This window comes from Paenibacillus motobuensis, assembly GCF_039521865.1.
In the GTDB taxonomy this organism is placed as follows: Bacteria; Bacillota; Bacilli; order Paenibacillales; family Paenibacillaceae; genus Fontibacillus; species Fontibacillus motobuensis.
The window spans coordinates 77,440-103,686 of sequence record NZ_BAAACX010000006.1 but is presented as its reverse complement, the minus strand read 5'-3'; the positions used below and the strand labels follow the sequence as shown (position 1 = coordinate 103,686).

The following is a 26,247-nucleotide window of genomic DNA, read 5'->3' as shown; positions in this document are numbered from 1 at the left end:
TTAAGAAAAGCAGCCAACATGCGGGTTAACCTGCGAATTGGCTGCTTTTATTAATAAAATCTCATAATTTAATTTTTGGTTGCTTCGACGGATCGAAGATACATCTTCTGCGATTCACCATAGCTCTGGACCCAGGCGCGGTAATCCTCTTCCGCTCTGGCCCGGTCCTGCTCTGAGATATAACCATCCTGGGTCATCTGCTTGCCTTTGAAATCGGCGACTTCAGCCCAGATCAGTACTTTATGGATGAATCCCGGCTCTTGGCGTTGAGTGATTTCAAGCTGAGGCAGAGATACGATATCGGCCAGTTCCCCCGTCTTCTCCATCAGTTCTGCCAAATGGTCGGCTATTTCATTATTCATTCCGGCATCAGAGCGCCACCTTAGGAACGCATCGTAGAAGCCTTGCATCGACGGTGGAATAGGTGGACTCCATTCTATTCTATGATGGTTATAATCAAGTATGAGCAATTTCCCTCCGATTCTAACCCTTTTGACCATCTGTTCAATTGCCGTGTAGGGCCGACTCAACCATTGTAATACCCTGGCAGAAGTCACGATATCGAATTGCTGTTCAAGCTTAAGATCATAGATGTCCCCGACTTCAAAGGAGATCCCCGGGATTCCTTGCGTCTCTGCCCTCGCTTTGGCAATCCAGTCTGGATTGTTATCAATTCCGATGACCCAACCTTCCGGGCCCGTAATCTCTGCGATTCCTCGCGTAATTGCTCCGGTTCCACAACCTACATCCAGTACATGCATCCCAGGTTTGATCAGCTCGGCCAGCCGCCTGTGTGAATCCGCTAGCGTGCGTGCGTCAATCACACCGGAATGATTCAGTACCGCTCTTCTCTTTGCCGCTTCATCACTCATGCATTCACCCCAATTTTTAGTAAATCACAATATTTCCTTCACGACGCTTTTCACGGTCCTGACGGCTGATGAGACGGTTCATCGCTTCAAGATAAGCCTTCGCACTCGCCTCTATGACATCTGTGCTCACGCCGCGACCGCTAGCAGATGTCTCTCCCTGCCTCAGCACCACATGAACCTCGCCCTGCGCATCCGTTCCATGTGTCACCGAATGAATCGTGTAGTCTTCCAGTTCGGCAATGATGCCGGTGGCCTTAGCAATCGCTTGATATACAGCATCCACCGAGCCGTTGCCCACTGCGGCCTCTTCCACCATATCCCCGTTCTCTTTCATAATACGAACTGCTGCAGTAGGCATCGTCTTGTTCCCATAAGACACTTGAATATTGTCCAGCGTAAGCGGCTTAGGTCCTTCTGCCATATTCTCGTCCAGCAAGGCCCGGATATCTTCGGACAGAATATTCTTCTTACGATCAGCTAATACCTTGAATTTGGCAAAAGCGATATTAAGCTGTTCCTCGTTAAGCTCATAGCCCAGATCAATTAATTTCTCCTTGAACGCATGGCGGCCTGAATGTTTGCCGAGCACGAGCTTGCTCGAGCTTGCGCCAATCGTCTCCGGCGTAATGATCTCATAAGTGCTGCGATTCTTCAGCATACCGTCCTGATGGATGCCTGACTCATGAGCAAATGCGTTCGCACCTACAATCGCCTTATTGCCAGGCACGCTCATCCCGGTCAATTTGCTAACCATACGGCTGGTGCGGTAGATCTCGCTCAAGTTCAAGGATGTTTTCGCTCCGTAAAAATCACTTCTAGTCTCCAGTGCCAGGGCGACTTCCTCCACGCATGTATTGCCCGCTCTCTCGCCAATACCGTTAATGGTTCCCTCGAACTGATCAACACCGTTCGCGATCGCGGCCAGTGTATTGGCCGTTGCCATTCCCAGATCATCATGGCAGTGCGTGCTTAACTGAATCTTCTCAATACCCGGTACACTGGATTTGATCGTCTTGAACATATTGCCGAACTGCTCGGGAGTTGCGAAGCCCACGGTATCCGGCAGATTAACAACGCATGCCCCTGCATCAATCGCCATCTTGGTTACTTCGCACAGGAAGTCGATCTCCGTCCGGCTGGCATCCTCTGCGGAGAATTCAACCTTGCTGAAGAACTTCCGGCCGTAGCGAATTGCTGATGCAGCCGTCTCCAGAATTTTCGCCTTATCCATATGAAGCTTATGCTCCCGGTGGATCGGGGATGTGGCCAGCACAAGATGAAGGCAAGGATCCTCGGCTTCACGAAGTGCTTCTACAACCGCATCAATATCCTTCATATGACAACGGGCCAGACTCAGCAGCGTTGCATTCTTGACTTGTCTCGAGACAGCGCGAATGCTCTCGATTTCCCCCGGAGAGGCTGCTGCGAAGCCCGCTTCAATCCGGTCGATCCCCAGCTTCTGAAGCTGAATCGCAATCTCCACCTTTTCCTCCGTCGTCAGGCTTACTCCCGGTGATTGTTCCCCGTCACGCAGTGTCGTATCAAACACATAAATTTTTCTCATCTTCCATTCCATCCCTTCAAAAATGATATTAAAAAAACCTCTCACGCCTCTGCTACAGGTCAAAGAACCTGTGCAGGGGCGAAAGAGGTTCACTTCCGCGGTACCACCCTTGTTTTGCCGTCCGCTTCGGGCAGGATTCCAGGGATACCCTGAAACTGCCAAATTGCAATGTACGGCCTCAGAAGAATCATAACCACTTAATGGTCAGATCCTAATGCAATAACGGGCAAAACCCGGCATCTCTTAATGACTTTCATCTGCTATATGCAGCAGCGTTCGGAGATACGGCTCCAAGGCGAGTTGATACGCTGATTAAGGCGGCGATTTCAGCTTGCTCGCCGTTCTCTGGGCATAATCCGTCGTATCTGATCCTTATCTTAGCCATTCCATATATTCAATATGAACCAAAAAAACCCTCTCATCCCGCGCATGAAATGCGCCATGGGACGAAAGGGGTTAACTTCCGTGGTACCACCCAGCTTCACTGCACATCTCTCAATGTACAGTCTTAGGCAGAGCGAAAAATATTCGCTATCTGCGCACGTTAACGGGTGCAGACCGGCCATCCCTATCGCTGATCAGCGGTTCAAGACAGCAGCTCAGAGGCGAGTCGGTACTCGGGATTATGACGGTGATTTCAGCAACTACACCGCTCTCTGGACATAAGCGCCCGTATGACCTGCTCCTCTTCATAGCCAATCTTTTCAAAAACTTGATCATATTATATTCACAAATTTAAATTTTAGTCAACCATTATTTTATTTTTTTATTTCATCTGTCCCTACTTTATAGAAAATTATTTGACGGAAGAGCCTGTATCTTCAATAATCAAATCTACGGTATACGTCACTTCTGACTTACTAAAGACATTGTCCCAATCCTGTTCAACCTTCCTCCAAACCTTGGGATGCTGGATACGAAGATGATCCCCGAACTTTCCAACATCGACCTGATATACATCACGCATTTTATGGATCAGTTCCGATATCATTTTGTTCAGCTCCTGCTCGAAGTAACCTTCCGCTTCTTTAATGAATTCTTCATTACCGGCTGGCTCCTTCGTATCCCAGTTCTCAATAAGTCTTCCTTTCGTCCTGATATTTACATGGAAAGAGATGTCGTCCCCGTTAACCCTGGACTTAACACTTGACTTGGCGGAGATGACTTCGTAAGTAAGAACATTCCCATGCTTATCATAGGTTTTAATCACCCCGCCTTTAACCGTTCCTCGAATCCAGGACAATGCTAGAACCTCTCGAATGGATAAGGACCCGATCCATTTCTTGCTCTTCCCCTTAATGATGGATGCCCCGGCAACAGCTACCTCATCGCTTGAGCTGGAGAGATTTTGCAGGGTGAAGCTATGCCCGGAATTAATAATTCCGTCCAGCTTGGTGAGACTTTTAGGAGGCAGTACATTGCTGGCTTTGCTCGCATTCTCAGCCAGGCCCGTAAGCTCCAAGGACGGGATTTCTCCAGAGTTGTTACTGACGAGGGTGTCGCTCGCTTTGCTCTCACTCATTAATACAAGGCAGCTCGGTCTAATATCGTTATCCCTAAGTACGAACTTCAACAGCTTGTCAATTTCAACACGCTTTGCAAGCTCTTGTGATATGACAATCACTTTGACATGATGGCCCATTATCGGCTTGGATCTCCGGGTTGCCATCTTACGAAGCATCTGGAACATGGAGTCTCCGGTTTCCTGAATGTTCGAATACAGCTCACTACTTGATTTATCCCCTTTTCCAGAACTTTGCCTCATTTCAAAAGGGATGATTTGAAATGTAAGTGTAACCCGATTCTTCTTTGGATAGTAATTTCCATTTTCAGCCAGTTGTTTCTCCTCACTTGATGGATTGCCCACATCCATTCCAATCCCCACAAGCACCGTCTGGTCCTCGATTTCTTTGATTCCCCAGCAACCAGTGAGGTTCAACAGCATCAGAATCAAGAAAATAACCAATACACACCGCTTCATTCGACTCATATTACCTTACACCGCCCTTTTTGAAGATAACGGCATACAACAGCATTATAGGAGGCAGAATCATGAACAATGAAACCCCGATATCTCCAAACAGATGACTAAAACTGAAGAGCTCATTCACGTCTCGGGGAACCGAAGCGATAATAAATATAAGAGGCATCGAGAAGTATAGGATCGGCTTATTACTGATTCTAAACGTCTGCGCAAACCCGAGAGAAGATGTATATTGCATAATAGAGAAGGTTGTTAGAATTTGCATGATCCAGATCACAAGCAGAAAAAAATCAAATCTCTCAAAGAAAAGCCCCTTAATCTCGAAGCTACGTAGTAAATCCACGGTTGGCCAGGTACTGCTGGTAGCCCCATACACACTCATTCCACCGATCACCATAATAAACGCGATCAGATTCAGGAATAAAGGGACCGTGATCCCCATAACAACCGCCTTCCCAGCCTTCTCAGGTTGCTGCATTGCTGGTGTAAGGATGAACATGAGCTCATGTCCTAGGAAGACGAGCACGGTTGAACCCACGCCCTTCAGTACTGGGAAAACTCCGTCACCTAGCACAGGGAGCAAATTATCTATTTCAAAAATTTTACTGCTCAGCAGCAAAGAAAAAACAAATACCACGATCGTAATGGGTAATATAATCTCGAACAATCGGGCTATCGCCCCAAGCCCTCCCAGGACTAAGTATAATCCAACCCAAATAAAAGCCATCAGGATCGTCCACCTGGGAACCTCCTCAAGCAGATAGAGTGTCGTCACTTCAAACATCACTCTCAATTCAAATGCTGCTATGAAGATATAAAAAACGGCAATTACAACATTGAACACGCTCCCCAGCCACTTCCCCAAAAGATCAACAGAAAATTGGAAGATTGTCCTTCCGGGAAATCGTCGGCATAATTTAACAATAGACAATCCGGCCAGCGTAACCAAAAAACTACCTATAATCAATGACATCCAGCCATCAGAATTTTTCATACTATCAGCAAGTACTCTAGGTAAGGTGAGAATTCCAGAGCCAAGCATGCAATTGCTGATGATAACTGCAGTCTGTGAAGTCGTGATTTTCTTATCTTCGGTTAACATAGAATCCTCCTCGATCACGCCCTCATTTATTTCTACGGCTGGAATCCTTCGTCTTCATCAGAATGGGGCGCCGGTTCATCAGCTTGAATGGCACGCGGACAATGAAGTCCTTCCAATCATTCCATCGGTAAGGAGACAACGGACTAATAAATGCTACGCCGAAGCTCTTCAGCTTCGCCAGATGGCTGCAGACCAGTATGAAGAACATTACAGTTCCAAATAGACCAAGGATAGCAGCGAAGAACATCGCAAGAAACCGCAGCATCCGTAATGTAATTCCCGCACTGTAGGACGGTATAGCGAATGATGAAATGGCAGTTACCGCCACAACAATAACCAGGAAAGGACTGATAATTCCTGCATTTACCGCAGCATCACCGATAATCAGACCTCCAACGATGCCCATAGCGGGACCGATAGGCTTAGGAAGACGAATACCGGCTTCTCTAAGAATTTCAATCGAGATTTCCATAAGAAGCGCTTCGATAATCGAAGGGAACGGAACGCTCAGTCTGGACTCTATAATTGTAACCACTAATTCGGTAGGAATTAGCCCCTGATTAAATGAAATGAACGAGATGTATATAGCAGGAGTAAATACAGCCAAAAAGGCGGTAAAGAACCGCAGTATCCGCAGCAATGAAGCCGGTATCCATCGCTCATAATAATCTTCCGGAGACTGGAGCAGCATACTGAAGGTAACAGGGACAATAAGCACAAATGGGGTCCCGTCAAGTAAAATGGCCACTCGACCCTCCATTAAAGCACCGATGACCCGGTCCGGACGTTCGGTACTCTGGACTTGTTGGAACGGGCTCATGCTATTGTCCTCGATCAATTGCTCCACATAACCTGACTCCGCCAAATAATCCATGTCAATTGCTTCAATACGGCGGATAACCTCATTGACCAGCTCGGGATTAGCGATATCTCTCATATAGGCGATGATCAGGTCCTTTTGGGCACGTGCTCCAACCTTGAACTTGGTCATCTGCAGGCTCTCGTCTCTGCCGTGACGCCTCAGCAAGGCAGTATTCTCACTTAGGGTTTCTGTAAATCCAGTGCGCGGACCACGTAATAGACCTTCGGATACCGGTTCCTCAATAGCCCTGCTTTTTCCAGCAGATCCGTTCATAAACACAACATCCTTCATGCCTTCAACCAATAGCGCCACAGAACCGGTTAATATACTTGGAATGATTTGATTCAGCTGTTGGGTATTGCTGACTTGGCTGATCGAAAGGATCTGGTTCAACAGAATATCCTTCGTAATAGGGACATGGTTTCCATCGACAAGATCATTCATCAAAATCTCCAGTACCTGTTTATCCACTAGATCTTTATCATAAAGACCATCTACATATAGAAGAGCGGCCTTATTCTTTTCTCTGAAGGTGAACTCTCTGATATGAATATCGCAATGATTGGCGGATTGCTGCTTAAGCACCGAGAGATCATGGTCATAGTTCCCCGTCATCGGCTGTTCGTCGGCAAACTCTTCATCGTCGCTGTTACTCATGGCTCCCGACGTACTAGCCCCCCTGCTCTTTGCAGAGCTCCGACTGCTCAATCTGGATTTCACCCAATTAGACAGAAAATAGAAGACCACAGGCAGAACTAATAATATGATCGCTTGAAAAATAACGTCCCAGCCCGGAAAATGAGATACTATAAATTTCCACATATTCATCATCCTAACGGCTCCAAAGCCATGAGATTACCGAAATCCGACGTAACATTCGCAACATGTAGTCTTTCCAGAACTGTCCAAATCATGCAAAAGGGCTATCCATAAGAAAAAGCGCTTATCTGGCGGGTAAATATCCGCAGCAAATAAGCGCTTGTTGTATTACCATGAACTTCATGTATATAGACCATATAGACCAGGATCTTGTGTCGAGAAGGTGCTGTGCTATAAAATGAAAATACCCTGGAACGGATCCAGTCGGTGATCCATCGTTCCAGAGTATTGATTAGATAGGATGCAAAATTTAATCCCGCAGAAGCAGCTATATCTATTAATGTCCGCTTGGAGCATCATCTACATGCTTAACATGGTGCTGATTCATGAATACGAACAAGACAGCAATGAGTACAAATGCAGCTCCCACGAAAAATGGCACATGCGAATTGAAGTTCTCGCCTAATTTCCCCGCCAAATATGGAGCAATCGCGCCGCCGATAAAACGCAGGAAGCTATAAGCAGCCGAAGCTGTAGAGCGCTCAACCGGAGCTGCATTCATTACAGCAGCTGTAATCAGTGTGTTATTGTTCCCCAACAACGCACCAGCAACAACTACGGAGATAATGATAGCTAGCTTGGAATCTGTCCATATCCCCATTGCAAGCAGGCAGAGAGAGAACAAGAACAGCATCGCACTCATCGACTTAACGGTACCGAATTTTTCCTTCAAAATGGGGGCCACGAACACGGATGTGATCGCCAGCAGAATTCCCCAGCCTAGAAAGATATAGCCGAGGCCATGCTCATCAACTCCCATCTCACCTAGCACTAGAGGCGCATAAGCCATAAGTGTGAAAAATCCAAAATTGTAGAAGCAGGCAGTCAAGCCGAGGACAAGCAAAGATCGATGCTTCAAAGCACGGAAGGGTGCTGAAATTGAGGTTTTAGACGGTGTTCCAGACTTTCCGGCTTCAGAAGCGGGAGCCTTAGACCGAGGCATAAGTACACTAAGGCCGATAAACGCTACAACCATTAGTGAAGCTACGCCGAAGAAAGGTCCTTTCCAACTGATCGCTCCCAGCCATCCGCCCAGCAGTGGACCGACAGAAATCCCTAATCCGACCGCAGCTTCATACAAAATGACCGCTTGCGTTGTTCCGCTGCCGGAGAGAGTAACAATCGCTGACAATGCGGTAGCTACGAACAGCGCGTTACCGAGGCCCCAGCCTCCACGCATACCGATAATCACCCATATATTATCGAAATAGCCGCCTAAAAATGAGAATATCGCAATAATAACGATGCCGAGCAACAAAGTTCTTTTAATTCCTAGTCTTGAAGAAATTACACCGGTAATCAGCATGGCAATCGCCATTACCGCGTTATAGCTAGTGAACAGCAAGGATACCTCACTGCTGCTGGCATGTAAATTTCTTGCAATCGCAGGCAGAATCGGATCGACCAGACCCAGACCCATGAAGGCAACGATACTGGCGAAGAATACGGCCCATACCGCTCTCGGCTGCTTAAGCAAACTCGTTGCTGTCTGTTCCGGCTCCAATAGACTTGATTCGGCAGGTAGTGCCGCTGGTTTTGAAGACATGCATCATTTCCCTCCTACTGTTTCCCATAAAATATAATTGCATTATACAACTACATCATTGTATTATACAACTACCTGGGTTGTTGTCAATACAATTTCGATCAACTTGCTTTGAATTTATATTGCACTGCTCAATGTGTTAGTATTAATTGGTGGACATACTACAGCTTGTATAATTATTTGAGGTGAGTCGAAGTGAACAATCATAATCTCGATAAGATTGAGCTTGAGCTTGCAATCCTATATCGCAGAATTACTAACCGTAAGCACGAGGTGCTTGACCGTTCAGCCTATATCTTAATTCATCAAATTATGGCCCATGGCAAGGCCGGGGTGAAGACTTTGGCAGATGAGTTCCATCTCGATATATCGACCGTCAGCAGACAGGTATCTTCGTTAGAGGAAAAAGGCTATGTATTACGCACTCCTGATCCGTCAGATGGTAGAGCTTATTTTCTGGAGGTCACCGAATTAGGGCAGCAGAAATTTCAAGAAGCAAGAACTGCGCGGCAGGAACGGATCGGTAATCTACTGAAGGATTGGAGCAATGAAGAAGCAGAGCAATTCGGCGCTCTTTTGCAAAAGCTCAACCGAACCTTTAATTGAAAGAGCTTTTTCTCTTCTGGATTTGCAACTGCATTTTTTTACGATTGGTATTAGAGCTAAACTTATATAAAATTTGCATTATTGCTAGAAGGAACAAGGTTCGTTTTTAGGTCTTTCTATTATGAATTTTTCATATAATGTAATTTTATAATAAATGAGATTTGTTGATATTTTCGAGCCGCAATCGTGTACAATAGTATATAGGCTCTAAAGAGCTATAACGGCTGATTCTGATCACCATCACCATACTTTTTAGCAAAGGAGATGCGCTCTTATGAACTATAGCGACTATCCTGCGGAGATTATCGAGCGGGCCATGACACCCCGAGGCGAAATCCAGCTTCAACGTAGGGGAAATGATTACGAAATCATCAGCAATGGCACATTTCTCATGGCAACCTACAATGGAGAATCAGAACGCCTGCTTGTGCGCAGTGCTTTACAATATGTCTCACAGCCTCATCATGTATTGATTGGCGGACTTGGCGTCGGGTTCTCCCTACAGGAGGCCCTGCTTGACCCTCGTGTAGAACAAGTTACCGTCGTAGAAATCGAGCAGAAGATTATTGCGTGGAATGAGATGGAACTGGCGAATGTGTCTGATCGGGCATTGGAGCACCCCAAGACCAGAATCATTCACACAGACCTCATCGAGTGGATTGAAGCGATAGATGAGCAATTCGATCTGATCTGTCTAGACATTGACAACGGCCCGGATTGGAAAGTGTTCGAGCAGAATCATTCCCTTTACCACGAGAATAGCTTCTGTAAACTGCATAAGCTGCTTCAGCCCGGTGGCTGCATCACCTTCTGGAGCGCCACTGCTTCTCCTGAATTTGCGGAGCGAATGAAGCAATATTTTGGCAATGTCGAGGTGCTTCCGGTTGAGCAGTCCCGCGGGGAACCGGATTACATATTTCTCTCACGCAAGCTGGAGGTGTAATTACAAATGAATGTACAAAAAGTGATCGATCGCAAGAAGTTGGACGAACGGGTAGTTTACATGCCTTGGTTCGTACAGCAATTCATCGATTATAAGCTGCCGGATCTCTCCCCCTCCACTCTGCTGGAGTATATAAGAGATTACGAACAATTTTTTGGCTGGCTTCGTGCCGAAGGATTATCTGCAGCTGAAAATAACGCCGGGGTCACTCTGCTGGAGCTAGAAACCTTGCGAATGGAGAGCGTCGTTGGGTATCGTCTTCATTTAACGACTCGAACAGAGGGTACGAACTCCAAGATCACAGTCTCGCGCAAAATGTCCTCCCTCCGCTCTCTATTTCATTATCTAAGTCAAATCGCCGAGGATGAGGACTTCTACCCGTTACTAAAGCGTAATATTATGGCCAAGGTAGAGATAAAACGAATCCATAAACCGAAGGATACCGCTGCCAAGCTGAAGGGTAAAATTCTTGAAGAGGATGAGCTCATCGAATTCATTAGCTACATTGCGGAAGGATATGGACATGACATCGAAAATAATAAACAGGCGCTCTATGCCCATGAGCATAATAAAGAACGTGATGCCTGTATTGCCAGCCTCATTCTAAATTCCGGACTTCGGGTGTCCGAGGTCGTTAATCTGAATGTGAATGATCTTGATCTGAACAATAAATTGCTCTATGTATACCGCAAAGGGAATAATGACGAGACCTTCAAGACCCCGGTCTATTTCCGTGAGCAGTCTAAAGACGACCTCGTCCATTACTTGACGTTACGAGAGACAAGATATCGGACCCCGAAACGGGAAAAAGCCCTCTTCGTCGCTCTGCCCAACGGTCAAACCGAAGGCAAGCGAATGACGAAGAGAGCCATTCAAGCGATGATTATCAAGTATGCCAAACGCTTTGGCAAGCCTTATCTGACTGTACATAAGCTTCGCCATTCGTTTGCTACCGATTACTATTTGCAAAATGACATATATAAGACGAAGGAGCAGCTTGGCCACGCCTCGACCGAGACGACCGAGGTATATGCACACTTGACCGACAAGACGATGTCCGAGGCGATCGAGCGACGTGCAGAGTAGTTCACCGTCTTATTTAGCAAGGGGCGATAGCCCCGCTTCGCTTAGAATCCAGGCAGCTATCTTCTCGATCTCATCTGCTCTAAAATGAACGACAGGTGCGGCGGTGAAATCTCCTTCTAACAAGGCTTGTCCAGCCCCTGCCGATTGCGCAGGACTGTGCTCCGCTCTTTCGGTCTGGAGGATTTCATTCGCCGCTTTTCCATTCTCTACCGTCTCTGTTTCCCTCACAACACAGGCCTTCACCTGATTCAGTTCCTGCAGCAGTATCCGATCCTCTCCGCTGCGAAGCATCACAATCTTAGGATATGCTTCTTGCTTATACCCCTCCACCAGGATTAGATCGTAACCACCGAAGCGCTCGATTAATTCCTTTAATGGTGTCTCCTGTTCTTCTATCAACGCCGTCCGGTAAGGAGAAGTGATCGCGATTGCCACTGCACCATGTTGGCGATAAGCGTACGTATCCGTCCCGCTATGATCGATCTCAAAGCCATGAGCATCATGCTTAATCATCGCTACTCGCAAATTCATACCGCTGAACAAGGGCAGCAGTCTGCCGATCAGCGTCGTCTTCCCACTGTCCTTATAACCGACGATTTGGATGACGGGCGGCTTATTCATGCTTCACCATCCCCCGCCAGGCAGCTTCAGTACCTTAACCGGCTGTCCAGCCTGAATCCCGGTTGTCGTTGGCGGTATAACAATCAGCACATCGCTGTCCTTGATCGTGACCATTACAGACGATTCATCAAGTACGGCCGGATAAGCGATAACCTTCCCGTTGGAAAGATCCAACCGTCCTCTTACGAACCGAGTGAAGTTGTTAATTTTCATATAATCGCTACCCAGCTCAGCGCGGATCTCCGCAAGAAATGGCTTCTCTCGGCCAAGCATCCCGCCAAGTAACGGGCGTACAAATAGCTCAAAGCCGACGAAGCAAGCGCCTGGATTACCAGAAAGCGCGAATAGCAGCTTCCCGTTCTTAACTGCCGCTGTCGTCACACTGCCCGGACGCATCGTCACTTTGTTGAACAGCATTTCTACATCCGGCCCTTTAACCAGATCAGCCATAATGTCATAATCGCCGACGGACACTCCACCGGTCGTTATCACAACATCATAGTCGGTCAAAGCCTGCTCGATGATCCACCGGGCCTTGTCCAAATGATCGGGAATCGCTTCAAGCAGATGAGGGTCCCCTCCCGCTTCAATGATCTGACTCGCCAGCATATAGGTATTGCTATTGCGGATCTTGCCATCCTGTAGCGGCTCATCCACCTCTAGCAGCTCAGAACCGGTAGAGAGAACAGCAACCCGTGGACGCTTCATCACAGGAACCGAGGCCAGACCGAAGGTAGCTAGTACAGAGATCTCCCCAGCCGAGAGCTTGCGTCCTTTTTCTAGAAGCCTGTCCCCTGCGGAAATTTCGTAGCCGACCGGAGTAATATTTAGACCTGACGAAATCGGCCGTTTTAGCTTAATATAAGTTCGTCCATCCTGAATCTCAGGCTCTGTCATCTCTAGCATAACAACCGCATCAGCTTCATCAGGTACCTTCGCACCAGTCATAATCCGCGCCGCTGTGCCAGGAACAATCGGAACGGAAGGGAGACTGCCGCAAGGGATGTTATCCACCACTTGCAGCAGAACTGGCTCTTCCGCATGACAATACTCTGTGTCGCTGCTCTTGACCGCATAGCCGTCCATGCCTGAACGGCGGAAGAACGGATATGGATGCGGTGCAACTACATCCTCTGCCAGAATCCTTCCCATCGATTCAGCAAGCTTCACTTGCTCTGTTCCGCTCGGAACGACGAATGGCATAATACGGGCTTGGGCCGCTTCGACGGCTACGGCCTGGCGACGGAATTTATCTTCGTTTGTTAATGCTGTGTTATTCATGTCTCTTCTCCCCTTCCTTCCTATTCGGAACAGGAGCTGAGATATTCGCCCAACACAGCTTCCGTGCGATCCGACACTTCGGCAATTTCAGCCTTGCTTAAGTGATCATAATGAATGCCCATGACGACGGTCACGGTACATTTCAGTCTCCGGGCTGCCTCTCGGGCCATATTGACAGTCAAGACATGTTCCTTATGCCCCGGCACTGCGGAGGTCTCAACCTCTATATTTTCACCATTCCAATAAGCCGTTGAAGCAGCCCCTATATGTTCGACTCCACCGGTAACCAAGATCGCTAAATCCCGCCCCATGGGAACAGCCTGCAATTTAATATCTTCAAACGCCATTCTTCCAGCCTCCTATGAACATCCTTCCCCCATTTTATAGGATGCCGCGGATTTCGTCCAAGGTGGAAATGTTCTCAGCGATCATGAATTGCTCCACTTGATCAAGCAAATCCTCTCCAGCCCGCAAATTCATGAAGTTATAGGTTCCAACCTGCGTAACCGCCGCACCGGCCATAATAAATTCGATAATATCTGTTCCGTTGCAAATTCCGCCCATTCCCATCACTGGGATCGATACAGCCTTGCTCACCTGATGCACCATGCGCAGAGCGATCGGCTTGATCGCAGGACCGGATAAGCCGGCATAGAGATTGTTGAACACGCTGCGGCGTTTGTATATATCGATCTTCATCGCCGAGAAAGTATTCACGAGTGATACACCATCGGCCCCTTCCTGCTCACACATGACTGCCATGCCGACAATGTCCTCCGCGTTCGGGGACAATTTGATGACGAGCGGCAGCGAGGTCGCAGCACGTACCTTCCTGACAACCTCACGTGCCGTCTCTGTCTGGATGCCATAAGCCATCCCACCCGCTTTAACATTTGGACAGGAAATGTTGAGTTCGATCATGTCGACAGCCGGATTACCCGCAAACTCCCTTCGCTTCGCATCCGCTTCGATCAGTTCAGCTCCCTCCACATAATCCTGGATCGTATTCCCGCCCAGATTCACGATGCGGACCAGATCGAGCTGCTCCCAGCGCTGACACTCTTCACGTAGGAAGGCTTCGACTCCCGGATTCTCCAGGCCGACACTGTTCAACAATCCGGACGGTGTCTCATAGACTCTTATTCCGTCATTGCCGGCCTTCGGATGCAGAGTCAGCCCTTTCCCGGAAATTCCCCCAAGGCGATTAATATCATAAATAGCTCCATATTCCTGTCCAAATCCGAAAGTACCGGAGGCCATGACAATGGGATTCTTAAAAGTAAGCTTACCGAAAGAACATGACAAATCGATCATTCGAATACGACCTCCTCTGCCGGAAATACAGGACCATCCGTACATGCCTTCTTCCGTTTGTCTTTACATTTCACACTGCATACCAGACAGGCGCCAACCCCGCAAGCCATCCGGTTCTCAAGCGATACATATACTTTAGCGCGTCCGGATGATGCTTGTTGCTTGCGCTGTACAGCGTGCAGCATCGGATGCGGTCCGCAGGCAATGATCGTATCATAGTCTTCAAAATCGAGATCATCGAGAATCACACCGCCCACATTGACATGTGTCTGTCCAGCCGAAGCCGCGCGGAATTCTTCTACCATGTAAGGCTCGCGGCTAAAGCCGAGATACACATCGGCATTCGGAACCTGGCGCAGGGCATAATAAAACGGGGCAATCCCGATTCCCCCGCCAACAAATGCCGTCTTGCCTTCCGGAGCTTCAAATCCATTTCCGAATGGACCTTCCAGCTTCACTTGATCTCCTTGCTTCAACTTTGAGAACACGGTCGTTCCCTCACCGACGACTAAATAAAGAAATTCAATCCGTTCAGGCGTAATATCGAAAATACTCAGCGGCCTGGACAGCAGCGGATAATTGTCCCATGCGCGTATCATATAGAACTGGCCCATTATCCCGGCGAATTGACCGGCAACGGCCAGACGAAAAACTCCTGGTGCTACTTCCTCATTGGATATGACTTCCGTCAAATTGTTCAGTCCCCTTTCTTATAGACGCCTGCTTGATTTTATGCACTTCATCTAAAGATGCAATTTTTCTTATCAATCAGTCTGTGACAAACATCACTTCAATGCTCTTTGTAACCTGAGTGAAGCGCTTACCCTGAAAATTAACCATTTCCTCATATTTTTCAATGATTATGGGCATACCAGATCATGACATATATTTTGGAGAAGAGGTAATGCTATGTCCACAAAACTCAAACACTTGATGATCGTCTGTACCATCCTGCTCATGTTGTTTCCAAGCTCTGGGAGCATTGAAGCCAAACGGTCGTCACCGGGTGCACCGGGTACGGAGGACACGGCACCTACATCTACTGAGTCCAGTGAAAAGCCGCTTAATCTAGCCGAGCTGCAGCGTAAGTATTCCGAGACTTTTGTATTCCGTGGTCCCCGGGTGAAGCAGGTCGCCCTTACGTTCGACGATGTGCCAGACCCCCGATTCACGCCACAAGTGCTGAAAATCCTGAAGCGTGAAGGTATCAAAGCTACATTTTTCGTCGTTGGCAGCCGGGCCAAGAAACATCCTGATCTCGTGCGGCAAATTCACCTTGATGGCCACATCATCGGCAACCATTCCTATACTCACAATCAATTCAAGAAGCACTCCATGCAAGAATTCCAGTCCGAAATATTGCGGACCGAGAAGGTGATTCAGAATATCGTCGGCTATCGTCCGAAGCTGATTCGGCCTCCATACGGTGATATTAATGAAGCCCAGGTTCGTTGGGCAAAGCGGCATAGCTATAGAGTCGTGAATTGGAACGTTGATTCTCTTGATTGGAAGGGTCTCGACAAAGACAAGGTCAAGAAGAATGTGCTTGAGACGGTTGGTCCCGGATCGATCGTTCTCCAGCATGCCGGAGGCGGCTCGGGCTCCAACCTGAGCGGTACGATTGAAGCTCTTCCCGAGATAATCGAGCAACTTAAATCCAAAGGCTATCAATTCGTCAATGTAGCCGATATGCTTCAAACTAAGAAAAATAAAATGTAAATCGTAACAGGGCCGCACCGGAACAACTTCTGTCCGGTACGGCCCTATACAATTCGTGAACTATTCATCTATTTGTCTACTATTTCAGTACAAATAACTTAACATCCTGATAACCAAATTGATTCACAAAGGAAGTGCTGCCCGGGATGAAAATATCAATCCGGTTACCCTTGATCGCGCCACCGATATCCGTCGCTGTCGCTACAAATGCTTTCTTAGGTAGACCTCCATGATCATGTCCAGTTACAAGCACCTTGGTACCAAGAGGAATGACTTTCGGGTCAACTGCAATCGTTCCAAGTTTAAGTGGGTCGCCATAATAATCTACCGCTCCATATCCACCATTCTCGCTTGGAGCTGAAGAATAAGCTGTCGCTTTGACATTAATCGTCTTGGAGTAATTAAAGCTCTTGCCCCAAGCTTCTACCACCTTTTGATCGGCAAATACGCTAAGCCTTGGCAAAATAGCAGCGTTGCCCGTAGAAGAAGCCTTAACTTCCGGAGCAGACATCGTATTGCTCTTATTATCAGGGATTGTGATGCTAAGACCTTCATATATATTTAATGCTTTGATGGTCGGATTCGCTGTCATCAGCTTGTCCATCGGCACTCCATACTGTTTCGAAAGTGTATAGAATGTATCTCCTTCCTTCGCTGTATGTAACGAGTCAGCCAGCGCAGGAACGGATTGCATCGCTCCAAATAATCCAGCGGTAATAAATGCCGTCTTCATAATACGCTTGAATGTCCAAGTATGTTGTTTCTTCATGTTGTCCTCCTTTTATTGCGCCTGCGGAGTTAGTTGTCGGATTCGGGAAAAGGAAGTTTCCCTATGCGAGAATCGTAACAATTGATAGATTAATGTTTTGTTACTTTTCGAGTCGCGCTTCACCCCAAGATAGCCAATCTGCTAAGACTCAATTTCAAATTGGCCTTTCGTTAATTCGTCCCCCGCACTTGTTCTAGTAAGTTTCGGCTCATTGAATATATCACAACTTTGTAACCAATAGCTCATGCAATTGTTACCATTTACGTACAAAGCCTGATATAACACAGTTTTTTTGAGATTAATAATGACAAATCGAGTAATGTATTTGCGATAAAGGTTGAGTTGGTGGCACCTTAAAGTAACAATTTTCACGAAAAAGACAAAGAAAATAGGGCCGCCCTATAAGTAGTAATTACTACTCGGAAAAGCCCCTTTATATTCTCGGCATGTCCTGTTTATTTGTCCTCCTCGTCAGCTGATGGTCCGTACATACCCGGAACCATAATATCAAGCAGTCGCAAATATACCGTGAGTTGTGCGCGGTGGTGGATCATATGGCTTAATCCGAAGGTGCGGAGTGCACTTGCTCGTGGCTGGCGCAGAATAATCTTGTCACCGCTACGAAGTGTCCATTCCTCGCTTAGCATGTTCTCATCGCACTCATCTAACAACTTTTCAAGCTTGGCAACATTCGCATCGAATTCTTCCAGCAGGTCAGTACGGTTGGTCATTGCCTCGCGCCGATTCGGCACAGTCGATAGATCGAATTCCGGGTAAAGAAAAATCGCTACTTGCCAGTTCAGCAGATTGATCATATGTGTAGCAAGACCGCCTAATGTCATTGATTTTACATGTGGCTTCCATGTCATATGTTCCTCAGGCAAGCACGCCAGGATACGGCGTGTAGAGGCCAGCTCATGCAGGGCGTCTCCGATAATCAGTTGTTTCACTAATGCCACTCCCCTCCCTATTATATGGAAATCATACTATAAATAATATCGCATGGAAAGCTTGTCTCACCTCAACAATTCGGCTTAAATGATGAAAAATAACGAAAATGGTTCATAGCAAAAACACCGCGCGCTGGAAACAGCGTGCGGTGTTCAAACAAATCGATATGGTTATAAGAAAGTTAGAGTACTTTGCTCAGGAACTCCTTCGTCCGCGGCTCCTTTGGCGAACCAAATACCTGCTGTGGTGAGCCTTGCTCCAGTACTTGACCTTGATCCATGAAGATGATGCGATCGCCGACTTCACGGGCAAAGCCCATTTCATGCGTAACGATCACCATCGTCATTCCTTTGTCGGCCAGCTTCTTCATGACATCGAGCACCTCTCCGACCATTTCGGGGTCAAGCGCGGAGGTCGGTTCATCGAACAGCATCACATGCGGCTCCATGGCCAACGCTCTGGCAATCGCAATCCGCTGCTTCTGCCCGCCAGACAATTGAGAAGGATAGGCATCCCGCTTATCCTGCAGACCGACCGTCTGCAACAGATCCATCCCCACGGCTTCTGCCTTGTTCTTCTCCATCTTCTTCACGCGTATAGGCGCAAGTGTGATGTTGTCGAGTACCGTCTTATGCGGAAACAGGTTGAACTGCTGGAACACCATCCCCATTTTCTGACGAGTCAAATTAATGTTATGCCCACGTGCGGTAATCGATTCGCCTTCGAACAGAATCTCTCCTTCAGATGGGGTCTCCAGCATGTTAAGACAACGGAGGAACGTACTTTTCCCCGATCCGCTCGGACCGATTACAACGACAACCTCCCCTTGCGAGATTTCAAGGTCAATCCCCTTCAAAATGTGGAGATGGCCGAATTTTTTATGCAAATTTTTAACAGTTATCACTGGCCTTCAACTTCCTTTCGAACACACCTAAAACCCGAGATAGTGTGAATGTCAGAATAAAGTAAATCACTGCGACGATCAGATAAGGTGTCATCCCGTTATACGTAATGCCAACGACAGAGCCGGATTGGAAGATCAGCTCGGTCACACCGATAATGGAGACAATAGAGGACTCTTTTATAATCGTTATGAATTCATTGCCGATTGCCGGAAGCACTGATTTAATGGCCTGCGGAATAATGATGAAGCGCAGCGACATTCCCTGCGACATCCCGAGTGATCGCGCCGCCTCCCCTTGTCCGCGGTCTACGCCTTGAATACCTGCACGGAAGATTTCCGCCAAATAAGCCGAGCTATTGATGGACAATGTAATCGCACCCGATTGAATCGGAGTAAAGTTAACGCCGAATAATTGCGAGAAGCCATAATGAATAATCAACAGTTGTACCATCATTGGCGTTCCGCGCAGGAACTCCACCCAAGCGTGGCCGATAAACCGGACGATTTTCAAGGGCGACATTCTCACCAAGGCTACCACAAGCCCGAGAATAAAGCCGCAAATGACACCGATCGCAGCCAATAAGAGCGTATACTGCACACCGGTGAAGAAGTAATCGCGGTACTCCCAAAACATCGTAAAAAACTTCATAACCAGATCATTCCTCCCAATTTCATCAGAAAACTTGCTAAAAAGCAGAAAATAGCGAAGCTTCTCCGCTATTTTCTAGAGCAATTCCTTAAAGATACAACGCCTATTTCTCAGCCAATTCACTGGCCTCAACAATAAACTTATCGATACTTCCATCTTCCATAAGACGAGTCAAAGTAGCATTAACCTTATCAAGAAGCTCCTTGTTGCCCTTCTTTACAGCGACGATGTATCCGTCATCCTCTGCCTCCGGCTGAGCTTCAGCTATGGTCAGACCATCGATATTACTTACATATGCTTCAGCCACAGGTCCTTCGATAATAGCTACGTCTATACGACCTGTTTTTAACTGCATCATAATATCTTGTGTTTTCGCTAGAGAAGTAATCTTGGCATCCTCGATCGTCCGGGCGATCCCCTCCTGAATCGATCCCTTCTGCACACCAATCTTCTTGCCTACTAATGTATCCAGTGTCTTGTAGCTGCCTTCTTCTCCGGCACGAGTGACAACAGCCTGCGTAGCCGTAAAGTAAATCTTCGACATATCTACTTCCTTCTGACGATCAGCGGTTGGACTCAAACCGGAAATAGCGAAATCAATCCGTCCACTATTCAATTCATTCATCAGAGAATCGAATTGTAAATCCTTGATTTGCAACTCAGCGCCCAGATCCTTGGCAATTTCCTTAGCGATTTCAATGTCAAAGCCAACGATTTCATCCTGTCCTTGATCATTCTTAATATGGAACTCATATGGAGCGAAGTCTGCGCTAGTGCCGAGTGTTATTACCTTCTTGCCAGAATTTCCGGCATTGCTCCCTGCCCCTTGCGCGCTCCCGTCATTGTTTTTATTTTGTCCGCATGCTGCAAGCAAGCTGGTTACCATCAATAAAGCTATAACTAATGTTCCCCACTTTTTCATTTCTCTCTCTCCTGTCATGTGCTTTCTTTGATTCTTGGCCAATTATAAAACAAAATGCATATATATGCAAAGGTAAAATATGATACTTCATCATTTATTCACAGATTCTTATCTAAGTTTTGATATTAATCTATCTATAGTTAATTAAATTGAGCTTATAATGTTAACAATATCACAATAATTCGCCTTGATTATTCCAGAAAAGCGATTTCTAAGTGTATAAAATCACATTCATATGCTGTGCCGCGTTAAAACGTTAATGAATATTTATAAGTCAACTTAATTTTGTTGCATCCCTATTATACAATTCCAAGGAGCTTGGACATAATAGGACAAAGGAGTTGAACCTTATGCTGCTGGAAGCTCTATATCATGTTCCAAGAGACAAATGGGCCTATGCCTACGATAATTCAACGATTCATCTGCGGATTAGAACGAAGCGTGATGACCTCGAACAGGTCATTGCCATGACCGGGGATAAATATAATTGGGCCGGTACTTATCAGGAATATAAGATGGAGAAAGCGGCTCATGACCGTATGTTCGACTACTGGGAGATCGATGTCCGCCCCCGCTATAGGCGCTTATCCTATGCCTTCAAGCTCGTCGCTGGAACGGAGACGATTTATATGCTTGATTCGGGTTTGCAGCATGAACCCCCATCCCCGCCGGGAGAATGCTTCGAGTTCCCCTATATTCATGAGATCGACGTATTCAAGGTCCCGGAATGGGCCAAGGAAGCCGTTTTCTATCAGATTATGCCGGAACGGTACGCTAACGGGAATCCAGATAATGACCCGAAGCCTGTGGAGAACTGGGGAAGCCCCCCGAAATTCGATAATTTCTTCGGAGGGGATTTACAAGGGGTGCTGGATCATTTGGATCATCTCGTCGATTTAGGGATCAATGCCATTTATTTCACGCCCTTATTTACTTCGCCATCCTATCATAAGTACGATACGACTGACTATCGGCAGGTCGACCCTCATTTCGGCGATAACGCTCTGCTTAAGAAAGTCGTCGAAGCCTGTCACGAGCGCGGTATTCGTGTTGTACTCGATGCCGTCTTCAATCATAGTGGCGAGCATTTCCCGCCGTTCCAGGATGTCCTGAAGCATGGGCAGAACTCCAAATATACAGGCTGGTTCCATATCAACGAGTTCCCGGTGAAGATCAAGGATGGAGTTCCCACCTATGATACCTTCGGGTTCTACGGGAATATGCCTAAATTCAATACGGCCAATCCCGAAGTGAAGGAATATCTGCTCGGTGTAGCTGAATATTGGATCAGAGAGATCAAGCTGGATGGTTGGCGGCTCGATGTCGCTAATGAGATCGATCACCATTTCTGGCGAGATTTCCGCAACGTCGTGAAGAGGGTGAATCCGGAGGCATATATTATCGGGGAAGTATGGAGCGATTCATTGAACTGGCTGCTGGGAGATCAATTTGATTCCGTCATGAACTATCCTTTTGCCGACAAGGTGCTTGAGTTTTTCTGCGGTGAAATGGATGGCTATAACTTCTCGAATGAGATGGGTTCGCTTATTATGCGTTATCCGCAGCAGACGAACGAAGTGATCTTCAATATGCTCTGTACGCATGATACACCGCGGTTGTTGACCCGGGTCGGCAGTGACAAAAGAAAGCTTAAGCTCTGCGTCGTCTTCTTGTTTACTTATATCGGCACACCTTGCATCTTCTATGGTGATGAGATCGGCTTGACGGGGAATTCGGACCCTGATTGCCGGAAATGTATGGAATGGGACCCTCTGAAGCAAGACCGTGAGCTGCTCGATTTCTATAAAATAATGATTGCCTTGCGCAAGAAGCATGTGGTGCTTAGACAGGGGCGCTTCCGCTTTCTGCAGGCCAATAGCGGTAATCCCTGCATCATTTATGAGCGACTGGATCAGAGTATGCACTTCACAGTCTGGATGAATAATACGGATAAAGCATGCGTGCTATCGCATCCGATTCAGACAAGCGATTGGCAGGATGCCCTAACTGGCGAGAGAGTTGCTCCCGACTCGGGTACAATGAACATCAGCCTGGACCCATATGGCTTCCGTATTCTGTACCGACACATCAAATGAACATTAACTAGCCGGGAATCTGGTAGACCGATCCATATCGAACGGTCACCAGTCCCGGCTTTTCTTTATACAGTCTTAAGCCTGTCGTAAATTTCACTATACTGTCTTGCCGATTGCTGCCAGCTATAGTCTCCGGACATTGCTGTCTTGACGAGATTCTCCCAAATTTCCGGTTGTTCATAGAAGGAGACAGCTCTGCGAAGCGTATATAACAGATCATGAGCATTGAAGTCGTGAAAAGTAAATCCGTTCCCCTCCCCCGTATATTCGTTATAGGCATGTACTGTATCATTGAGCCCCCCCGTCTTCCGCACAACGGGAATGCTTCCATAGCGCAAGGCCAACAGCTGGCTGATTCCGCATGGCTCAAAGCGTGAAGGCATCAGGAACAGATCGCTGCCAGCATAAATCCGGCGGGACAGCCGATCGCTGAACAGAATCTGTGCTGATAGCTTCTGGGGATGGCGCCGGACCGCCTCCCTGAACCATTCCTCATAGCCGTTATCCCCGGTACCGAGCAATACGAACTGAACATCGTCCTGGCTAAGCCATTCATCCAAAATACGCGTCAGCAAATCGAGGCCCTTCGGCTCAACCAGCCGAGTCACCATACCGATCAGCGGGACAGATGCTTGCTCAGGAAGTCCCAATTCCTGCTGCAGCTCCAGCTTATTTTGCCTTTTCTTCGCCAGGCTGCTGCGGTATTTGACGTATATATTCTCATCCGTCAACGGATTATACAGCTTCGCATCAATACCATTTACAATCCCTGATAAGCGATCCCCAAGCGAACGCAGCAATCCGTCCATTCCGTAGCCATAGTAAGGGGTGCGGATTTCTGCAGCATAGGTGGGACTCACCGTCGTGACGTGATCGGCGAATACTAGCCCTGCTTTCATAAAGCTCACATTGCCATAATATTCGACCGCGTCCGCCGTGAAATAATAATCCGGCAAACCGAGCAGATCGTTTAGTACTTCCCATGGAAAGATGCCCTGGTACAACAAATTGTGGATTGTATATACGGTACGGATGTGGCCATAGGCCTTATTGGTCCGATAATGCTCCTTAAGAAGCAGCGGAATCATCGCTGTATGCCAATCATGGCAATGGAGAATATCCGGCAAAAATTCAATCAGCGGCAGCATATCAAGCACTGCCCGGTTCAGAAAGGCGAAGCGTTCTCCATCATCCGGGTAGCCGTAGACACCATCCCGGCCAAAGTAATATTCATTATCGATAAAATATACTGGCATCCCTTCATGAATTAAATACTCGATGCCTCCATACTGCTTGCGCCATCCGACAGGCACTTCCATCGCACCCAGATGCGTCATCTGATCTGTGAAGCAGGACGGGATGTCCTTATATTTAGGCAGCACAACTCGGACATCATGACCGGCCTCTTGCAGCGCCTTTGGGAGTGCGCCGATCACATCAGCCAATCCGCCTATCTTAATGAAAGGGACGACCTCGGCAGCAGCGAACAATATTTTCATATATGCTTCCTCCTTGGTGATTTTGTGCCTGGTTTAATCTTCTTTGATAAGCAGAGCTTCACCCTCCGCCCGGATCTAATCGCTGGCTTCAGAACGATGAAGCTAAGCGGCGGAAGGGCCAACTCTAAGCTATACGGACAATCATGCCAATGCTTTGGCTCACTATGCAGCGGGGCGATGCATAAATGTTCTGCGCCGCCATAAGCCTCCAAATTGCTGTTGAACATCTCTACGTATGCTCCATACTGTGGTACACCGATTCGGTAATGCTGCCGTTCAACAGGTTGAAAATTAATAACGATCAGCAGCGTGTCCTCGATCCGCTGGCCTTTGCGCAAGTAGCAGATAACGCTTTGCATACTATCATGCGGATTAATCCACTGATAACCGCTGCCGTTATGATCGTTCTCCCACAAGGCAGGCTCTCTTAAATAGAAATGATTCAGCGAGCGGGTATATTCCAGCATTTTGCGATGCATTTCGTAATCCAGCAGCAGCCAGTCCAGCTCTGCCTGATCTCTCCATTCAATGAACTGGCCAAATTCCGCGCCCATGAACAGCAGCTTCTTCCCTGGCGATGTCATCAGATAACCGAGCAATATTCGTAACCCGGCGAACTTCTGCTCATAGCTTCCAGGCATTTTACTAAGCAAGGACTTCTTGCCATGCACCACTTCATCATGCGATAAAGGCAGTGTGTAATTATCCGTAAAGGCATACCAGATCGGAAAAGTAAGCAAATGATGACTCTTCGGCCGCTCATCAAAGTCAGTCTCCATATAACCGAGCGTATCGTTCATCCAGCCCATATTCCATTTGTAATTGAAACCGAGCCCGCCTTTATCCACAGGAGCAGTAACCCCAGGCCAGGAGCTGGATTCCTCCGCCATCATCAAAGCATACGGGTAATACTTGAAGATGACCTGGTTCAACTGCTTCAGGAAATCTATCGCCTCCAGGTTCTCCACACTTCCGAACTCATTTAGAGGATGCTGACCCAGCGGCTTCTCAAAATCAAGACGCAGCATGCTGGTTACAGCATCGACCCGCAGACCGTCAAAGTGATACATATCCAGCCAGAACAAGGCATTCGATATAAGAAAGGATCTGACCTCTGGCTTGCCGAAATCGAAGCTCAGCGTCCCCCACCCTGTCTTCTCGGCTTTCGCCTCGTCCTCGTATTCGAACAGAGCCGTACCATCGAACCGCCGCAGACCATGGGCATCCTTAGTGAAATGACCCGGCACCCAATCGAGCAAGACACCGATCCCTGCCTGATGGCAGCGATCCACGAAGTACATCAAATCCTCAGGCTTGCCATAACGGCTTGTCGGTGCATAATAGCCAGTTATCTGATACCCCCAAGATAGATCATAAGGATACTCGGCCAGTGGCATTAACTCGATATGCGTATACCCCATTTTTACAACGTAAGGAATTAGGATGTCTGCCATCTCACGATATGTATAGAAACTACCGTCCTTCCTTTGGCGCCATGTTCCGAAATGCAGTTCATATATGTTCAGCGGCCTGTGGTACAACGCTCTGCGGCTATGTTGCCAGTTCTCGTCATGCCATATGTAGCCTGTTATCGATTTGACGATGGACGCCGTAGCCGGGCGAACCTCCGCATAGGTTGCATACGGGTCGGCCTTCAAGCTTTTGACACTATCTTGGCCGGTAATTTCATACTTGTAAAAAATTCCTTCCTCTACACCCGGAAAAAAACGAGTCCAAAATCCCGATTCGGGTATCTTATATAATAAATCATTCTCCCCGCTCCACTGGTTCCAATCCGAGGCAATGGATACTTGCCTCGCGTGGGGCGCCCATACGGTAAATCGAACACCGGACTGACCGTCCTCTACTGCCAGATGCGAACCTAGTATTAAATAGCTCCGGTACAGTGTTCCTTCATGAAACAAATAAATATCATCCTTAGAAATCATATCTGTTCGTTCGGACAATGTATAATCACCTGCTTCTCCAAATAATTTTATAAAGGCTAATGAACAGCCTGAACCGCTTGAACCACCTATTTATCCATAATTTGCGTTAACTCCCGATATTGAAAGTTA

Annotated in this window: 24 protein-coding genes and 1 riboswitch; of the genes, 6 read left to right on the top strand and 18 right to left on the bottom strand. The window is 47.3% G+C overall.

Going from position 1 to position 26,247, the window contains the following annotated elements; translation table 11 throughout:
• Positions 1-68 precede the first annotated feature (68 nt).
• Both ABD014_RS04300 and ABD014_RS04295 read right to left on the bottom strand, forming a co-directional pair.
• A complete protein-coding gene (locus ABD014_RS04300) occupies positions 69-872 on the bottom strand; it encodes a class I SAM-dependent methyltransferase (protein WP_343857908.1) in 804 nt (267 codons plus the stop codon).
• 16 nt (positions 873-888) lie between these two features.
• Complete coding sequence (locus tag ABD014_RS04295; RefSeq protein WP_343857906.1) at positions 889-2,436, bottom strand: 2-isopropylmalate synthase; 1,548 nt, start codon at positions 2,434-2,436, stop codon at positions 889-891.
• A gap of 465 nt (positions 2,437-2,901) precedes the next feature.
• Between ABD014_RS04295 and ABD014_RS04290 the strand changes: the two genes are divergently transcribed.
• Positions 2,902-3,102 (top strand): hypothetical protein, encoded by a 201-nt coding sequence (locus ABD014_RS04290; RefSeq protein ID WP_343857903.1) that lies wholly within the window; start codon positions 2,902-2,904, stop codon positions 3,100-3,102.
• 130 nt (positions 3,103-3,232) lie between these two features.
• Here ABD014_RS04290 and ABD014_RS04285 read toward each other — a convergent pair whose 3' ends face one another.
• From ABD014_RS04285 to ABD014_RS04270, 4 genes are all read right to left on the bottom strand, one after another.
• Positions 3,233-4,426, bottom strand: coding sequence for a Ger(x)C family spore germination protein (locus ABD014_RS04285; protein WP_343857900.1), 1,194 nt, complete (start codon positions 4,424-4,426; stop codon positions 3,233-3,235).
• Between the two features lies 1 nt (position 4,427).
• Entirely contained in the window at positions 4,428-5,522 is a 1,095-nt protein-coding gene (locus ABD014_RS04280) for a GerAB/ArcD/ProY family transporter (protein ID WP_343857897.1), read from the bottom strand.
• A gap of 22 nt (positions 5,523-5,544) precedes the next feature.
• Positions 5,545-7,206 (bottom strand): spore germination protein, encoded by a 1,662-nt coding sequence (locus tag ABD014_RS04275; RefSeq protein WP_343857895.1) that lies wholly within the window; start codon positions 7,204-7,206, stop codon positions 5,545-5,547.
• A 334-nt stretch (positions 7,207-7,540) separates the two neighbouring features.
• On the bottom strand, positions 7,541-8,809 hold the full coding sequence (locus ABD014_RS04270; protein WP_343857893.1) for an MFS transporter: 1,269 nt from the start codon (positions 8,807-8,809) through the stop codon (positions 7,541-7,543).
• 195 nt (positions 8,810-9,004) lie between these two features.
• On the opposite strand from ABD014_RS04270, the gene ABD014_RS04265 reads away from it, so the two are divergent.
• The 3 genes from ABD014_RS04265 (at position 9,005) to xerS (ending at position 11,444) form a co-directional block, all read left to right on the top strand.
• Positions 9,005-9,415: a MarR family winged helix-turn-helix transcriptional regulator gene (locus tag ABD014_RS04265; RefSeq protein WP_126998282.1), complete on the top strand. Its 411-nt coding sequence runs from the start codon at positions 9,005-9,007 to the stop codon at positions 9,413-9,415.
• A 274-nt stretch (positions 9,416-9,689) separates the two neighbouring features.
• The gene (locus ABD014_RS04260) at positions 9,690-10,358 is read left to right on the top strand and encodes a spermine/spermidine synthase domain-containing protein (protein ID WP_343857888.1); all 669 of its coding nucleotides are present in this window, start codon (positions 9,690-9,692) and stop codon (positions 10,356-10,358) included.
• Positions 10,359-10,364: 6 nt separating this feature from the next.
• Complete coding sequence (gene xerS / locus ABD014_RS04255; protein WP_343857886.1) at positions 10,365-11,444, top strand: tyrosine recombinase XerS; 1,080 nt, start codon at positions 10,365-10,367, stop codon at positions 11,442-11,444.
• Positions 11,445-11,453: 9 nt separating this feature from the next.
• On the opposite strand, the gene mobB is transcribed toward xerS, so the two are convergent.
• The 5 genes from mobB to ABD014_RS04230 are packed head-to-tail and all read right to left on the bottom strand — an operon-like array spanning position 11,454 to position 15,352.
• Complete coding sequence (gene mobB, locus ABD014_RS04250) at positions 11,454-12,065, bottom strand: molybdopterin-guanine dinucleotide biosynthesis protein B (RefSeq protein WP_343857883.1); 612 nt, start codon at positions 12,063-12,065, stop codon at positions 11,454-11,456.
• A gap of 3 nt (positions 12,066-12,068) precedes the next feature.
• A complete protein-coding gene (locus tag ABD014_RS04245; protein WP_343857880.1) occupies positions 12,069-13,346 on the bottom strand; it encodes a molybdopterin molybdotransferase MoeA in 1,278 nt (425 codons plus the stop codon).
• Between the two features lie 20 nt (positions 13,347-13,366).
• Positions 13,367-13,693 carry a prenylated flavin chaperone LpdD gene (lpdD, locus tag ABD014_RS04240; RefSeq protein WP_343857877.1) on the bottom strand — a complete coding sequence of 109 codons (327 nt, stop codon included), beginning with the start codon at positions 13,691-13,693 and terminating at the stop codon, positions 13,367-13,369.
• Positions 13,694-13,727: 34 nt separating this feature from the next.
• Positions 13,728-14,660 carry a dihydroorotate dehydrogenase gene (locus ABD014_RS04235; RefSeq protein WP_343857873.1) on the bottom strand — a complete coding sequence of 311 codons (933 nt, stop codon included), beginning with the start codon at positions 14,658-14,660 and terminating at the stop codon, positions 13,728-13,730.
• Positions 14,657-15,352: a dihydroorotate dehydrogenase electron transfer subunit gene (locus ABD014_RS04230; protein WP_343857870.1), complete on the bottom strand. Its 696-nt coding sequence runs from the start codon at positions 15,350-15,352 to the stop codon at positions 14,657-14,659. Before ABD014_RS04230 ends, ABD014_RS04235 begins: the two co-directional genes overlap by 4 nt.
• 217 nt (positions 15,353-15,569) lie before the next feature.
• Here ABD014_RS04230 and ABD014_RS04225 point away from each other — a divergent pair, with 217 nt between their 5' ends.
• Positions 15,570-16,379 (top strand): polysaccharide deacetylase family protein, encoded by an 810-nt coding sequence (locus ABD014_RS04225; protein WP_343857867.1) that lies wholly within the window; start codon positions 15,570-15,572, stop codon positions 16,377-16,379.
• Positions 16,380-16,458: 79 nt separating this feature from the next.
• Here ABD014_RS04225 and ABD014_RS04220 read toward each other — a convergent pair whose 3' ends face one another.
• From ABD014_RS04220 to ABD014_RS04200, 5 genes are all read right to left on the bottom strand, one after another.
• Positions 16,459-17,148, bottom strand: coding sequence for a 3D domain-containing protein (locus ABD014_RS04220; RefSeq protein WP_379341055.1), 690 nt, complete (start codon positions 17,146-17,148; stop codon positions 16,459-16,461).
• A 4-nt stretch (positions 17,149-17,152) separates the two neighbouring features.
• Positions 17,153-17,367, bottom strand: a riboswitch (cyclic di-AMP (ydaO/yuaA leader).
• Positions 17,368-17,603: 236 nt separating this feature from the next.
• Entirely contained in the window at positions 17,604-18,107 is a 504-nt protein-coding gene (locus ABD014_RS04215) for a DinB family protein (protein WP_343857864.1), read from the bottom strand.
• Between the two features lie 173 nt (positions 18,108-18,280).
• A complete protein-coding gene (locus ABD014_RS04210; RefSeq protein ID WP_343857860.1) occupies positions 18,281-19,003 on the bottom strand; it encodes an amino acid ABC transporter ATP-binding protein in 723 nt (240 codons plus the stop codon).
• A complete protein-coding gene (locus tag ABD014_RS04205) occupies positions 18,990-19,652 on the bottom strand; it encodes an amino acid ABC transporter permease (RefSeq protein ID WP_343857857.1) in 663 nt (220 codons plus the stop codon). Before ABD014_RS04205 ends, ABD014_RS04210 begins: the two co-directional genes overlap by 14 nt.
• A gap of 103 nt (positions 19,653-19,755) precedes the next feature.
• On the bottom strand, positions 19,756-20,574 hold the full coding sequence (locus ABD014_RS04200; protein WP_343857854.1) for a transporter substrate-binding domain-containing protein: 819 nt from the start codon (positions 20,572-20,574) through the stop codon (positions 19,756-19,758).
• 350 nt (positions 20,575-20,924) lie between these two features.
• Here ABD014_RS04200 and ABD014_RS04195 point away from each other — a divergent pair, with 350 nt between their 5' ends.
• Positions 20,925-22,670, top strand: a complete 1,746-nt coding sequence (locus tag ABD014_RS04195; RefSeq protein WP_343857851.1) for an alpha-glycosidase — start codon at positions 20,925-20,927, stop codon at positions 22,668-22,670.
• Between the two features lie 65 nt (positions 22,671-22,735).
• Here ABD014_RS04195 and glgA read toward each other — a convergent pair whose 3' ends face one another.
• Positions 22,736-24,169, bottom strand: coding sequence for a glycogen synthase GlgA (gene glgA / locus ABD014_RS04190; protein WP_343857848.1), 1,434 nt, complete (start codon positions 24,167-24,169; stop codon positions 22,736-22,738).
• Entirely contained in the window at positions 24,166-26,118 is a 1,953-nt protein-coding gene (glgB, locus tag ABD014_RS04185; RefSeq protein ID WP_343858319.1) for a 1,4-alpha-glucan branching protein GlgB, read from the bottom strand. The genes glgA and glgB overlap by 4 nt, the downstream gene beginning before the upstream one ends.
• Positions 26,119-26,247 lie beyond the last annotated feature (129 nt).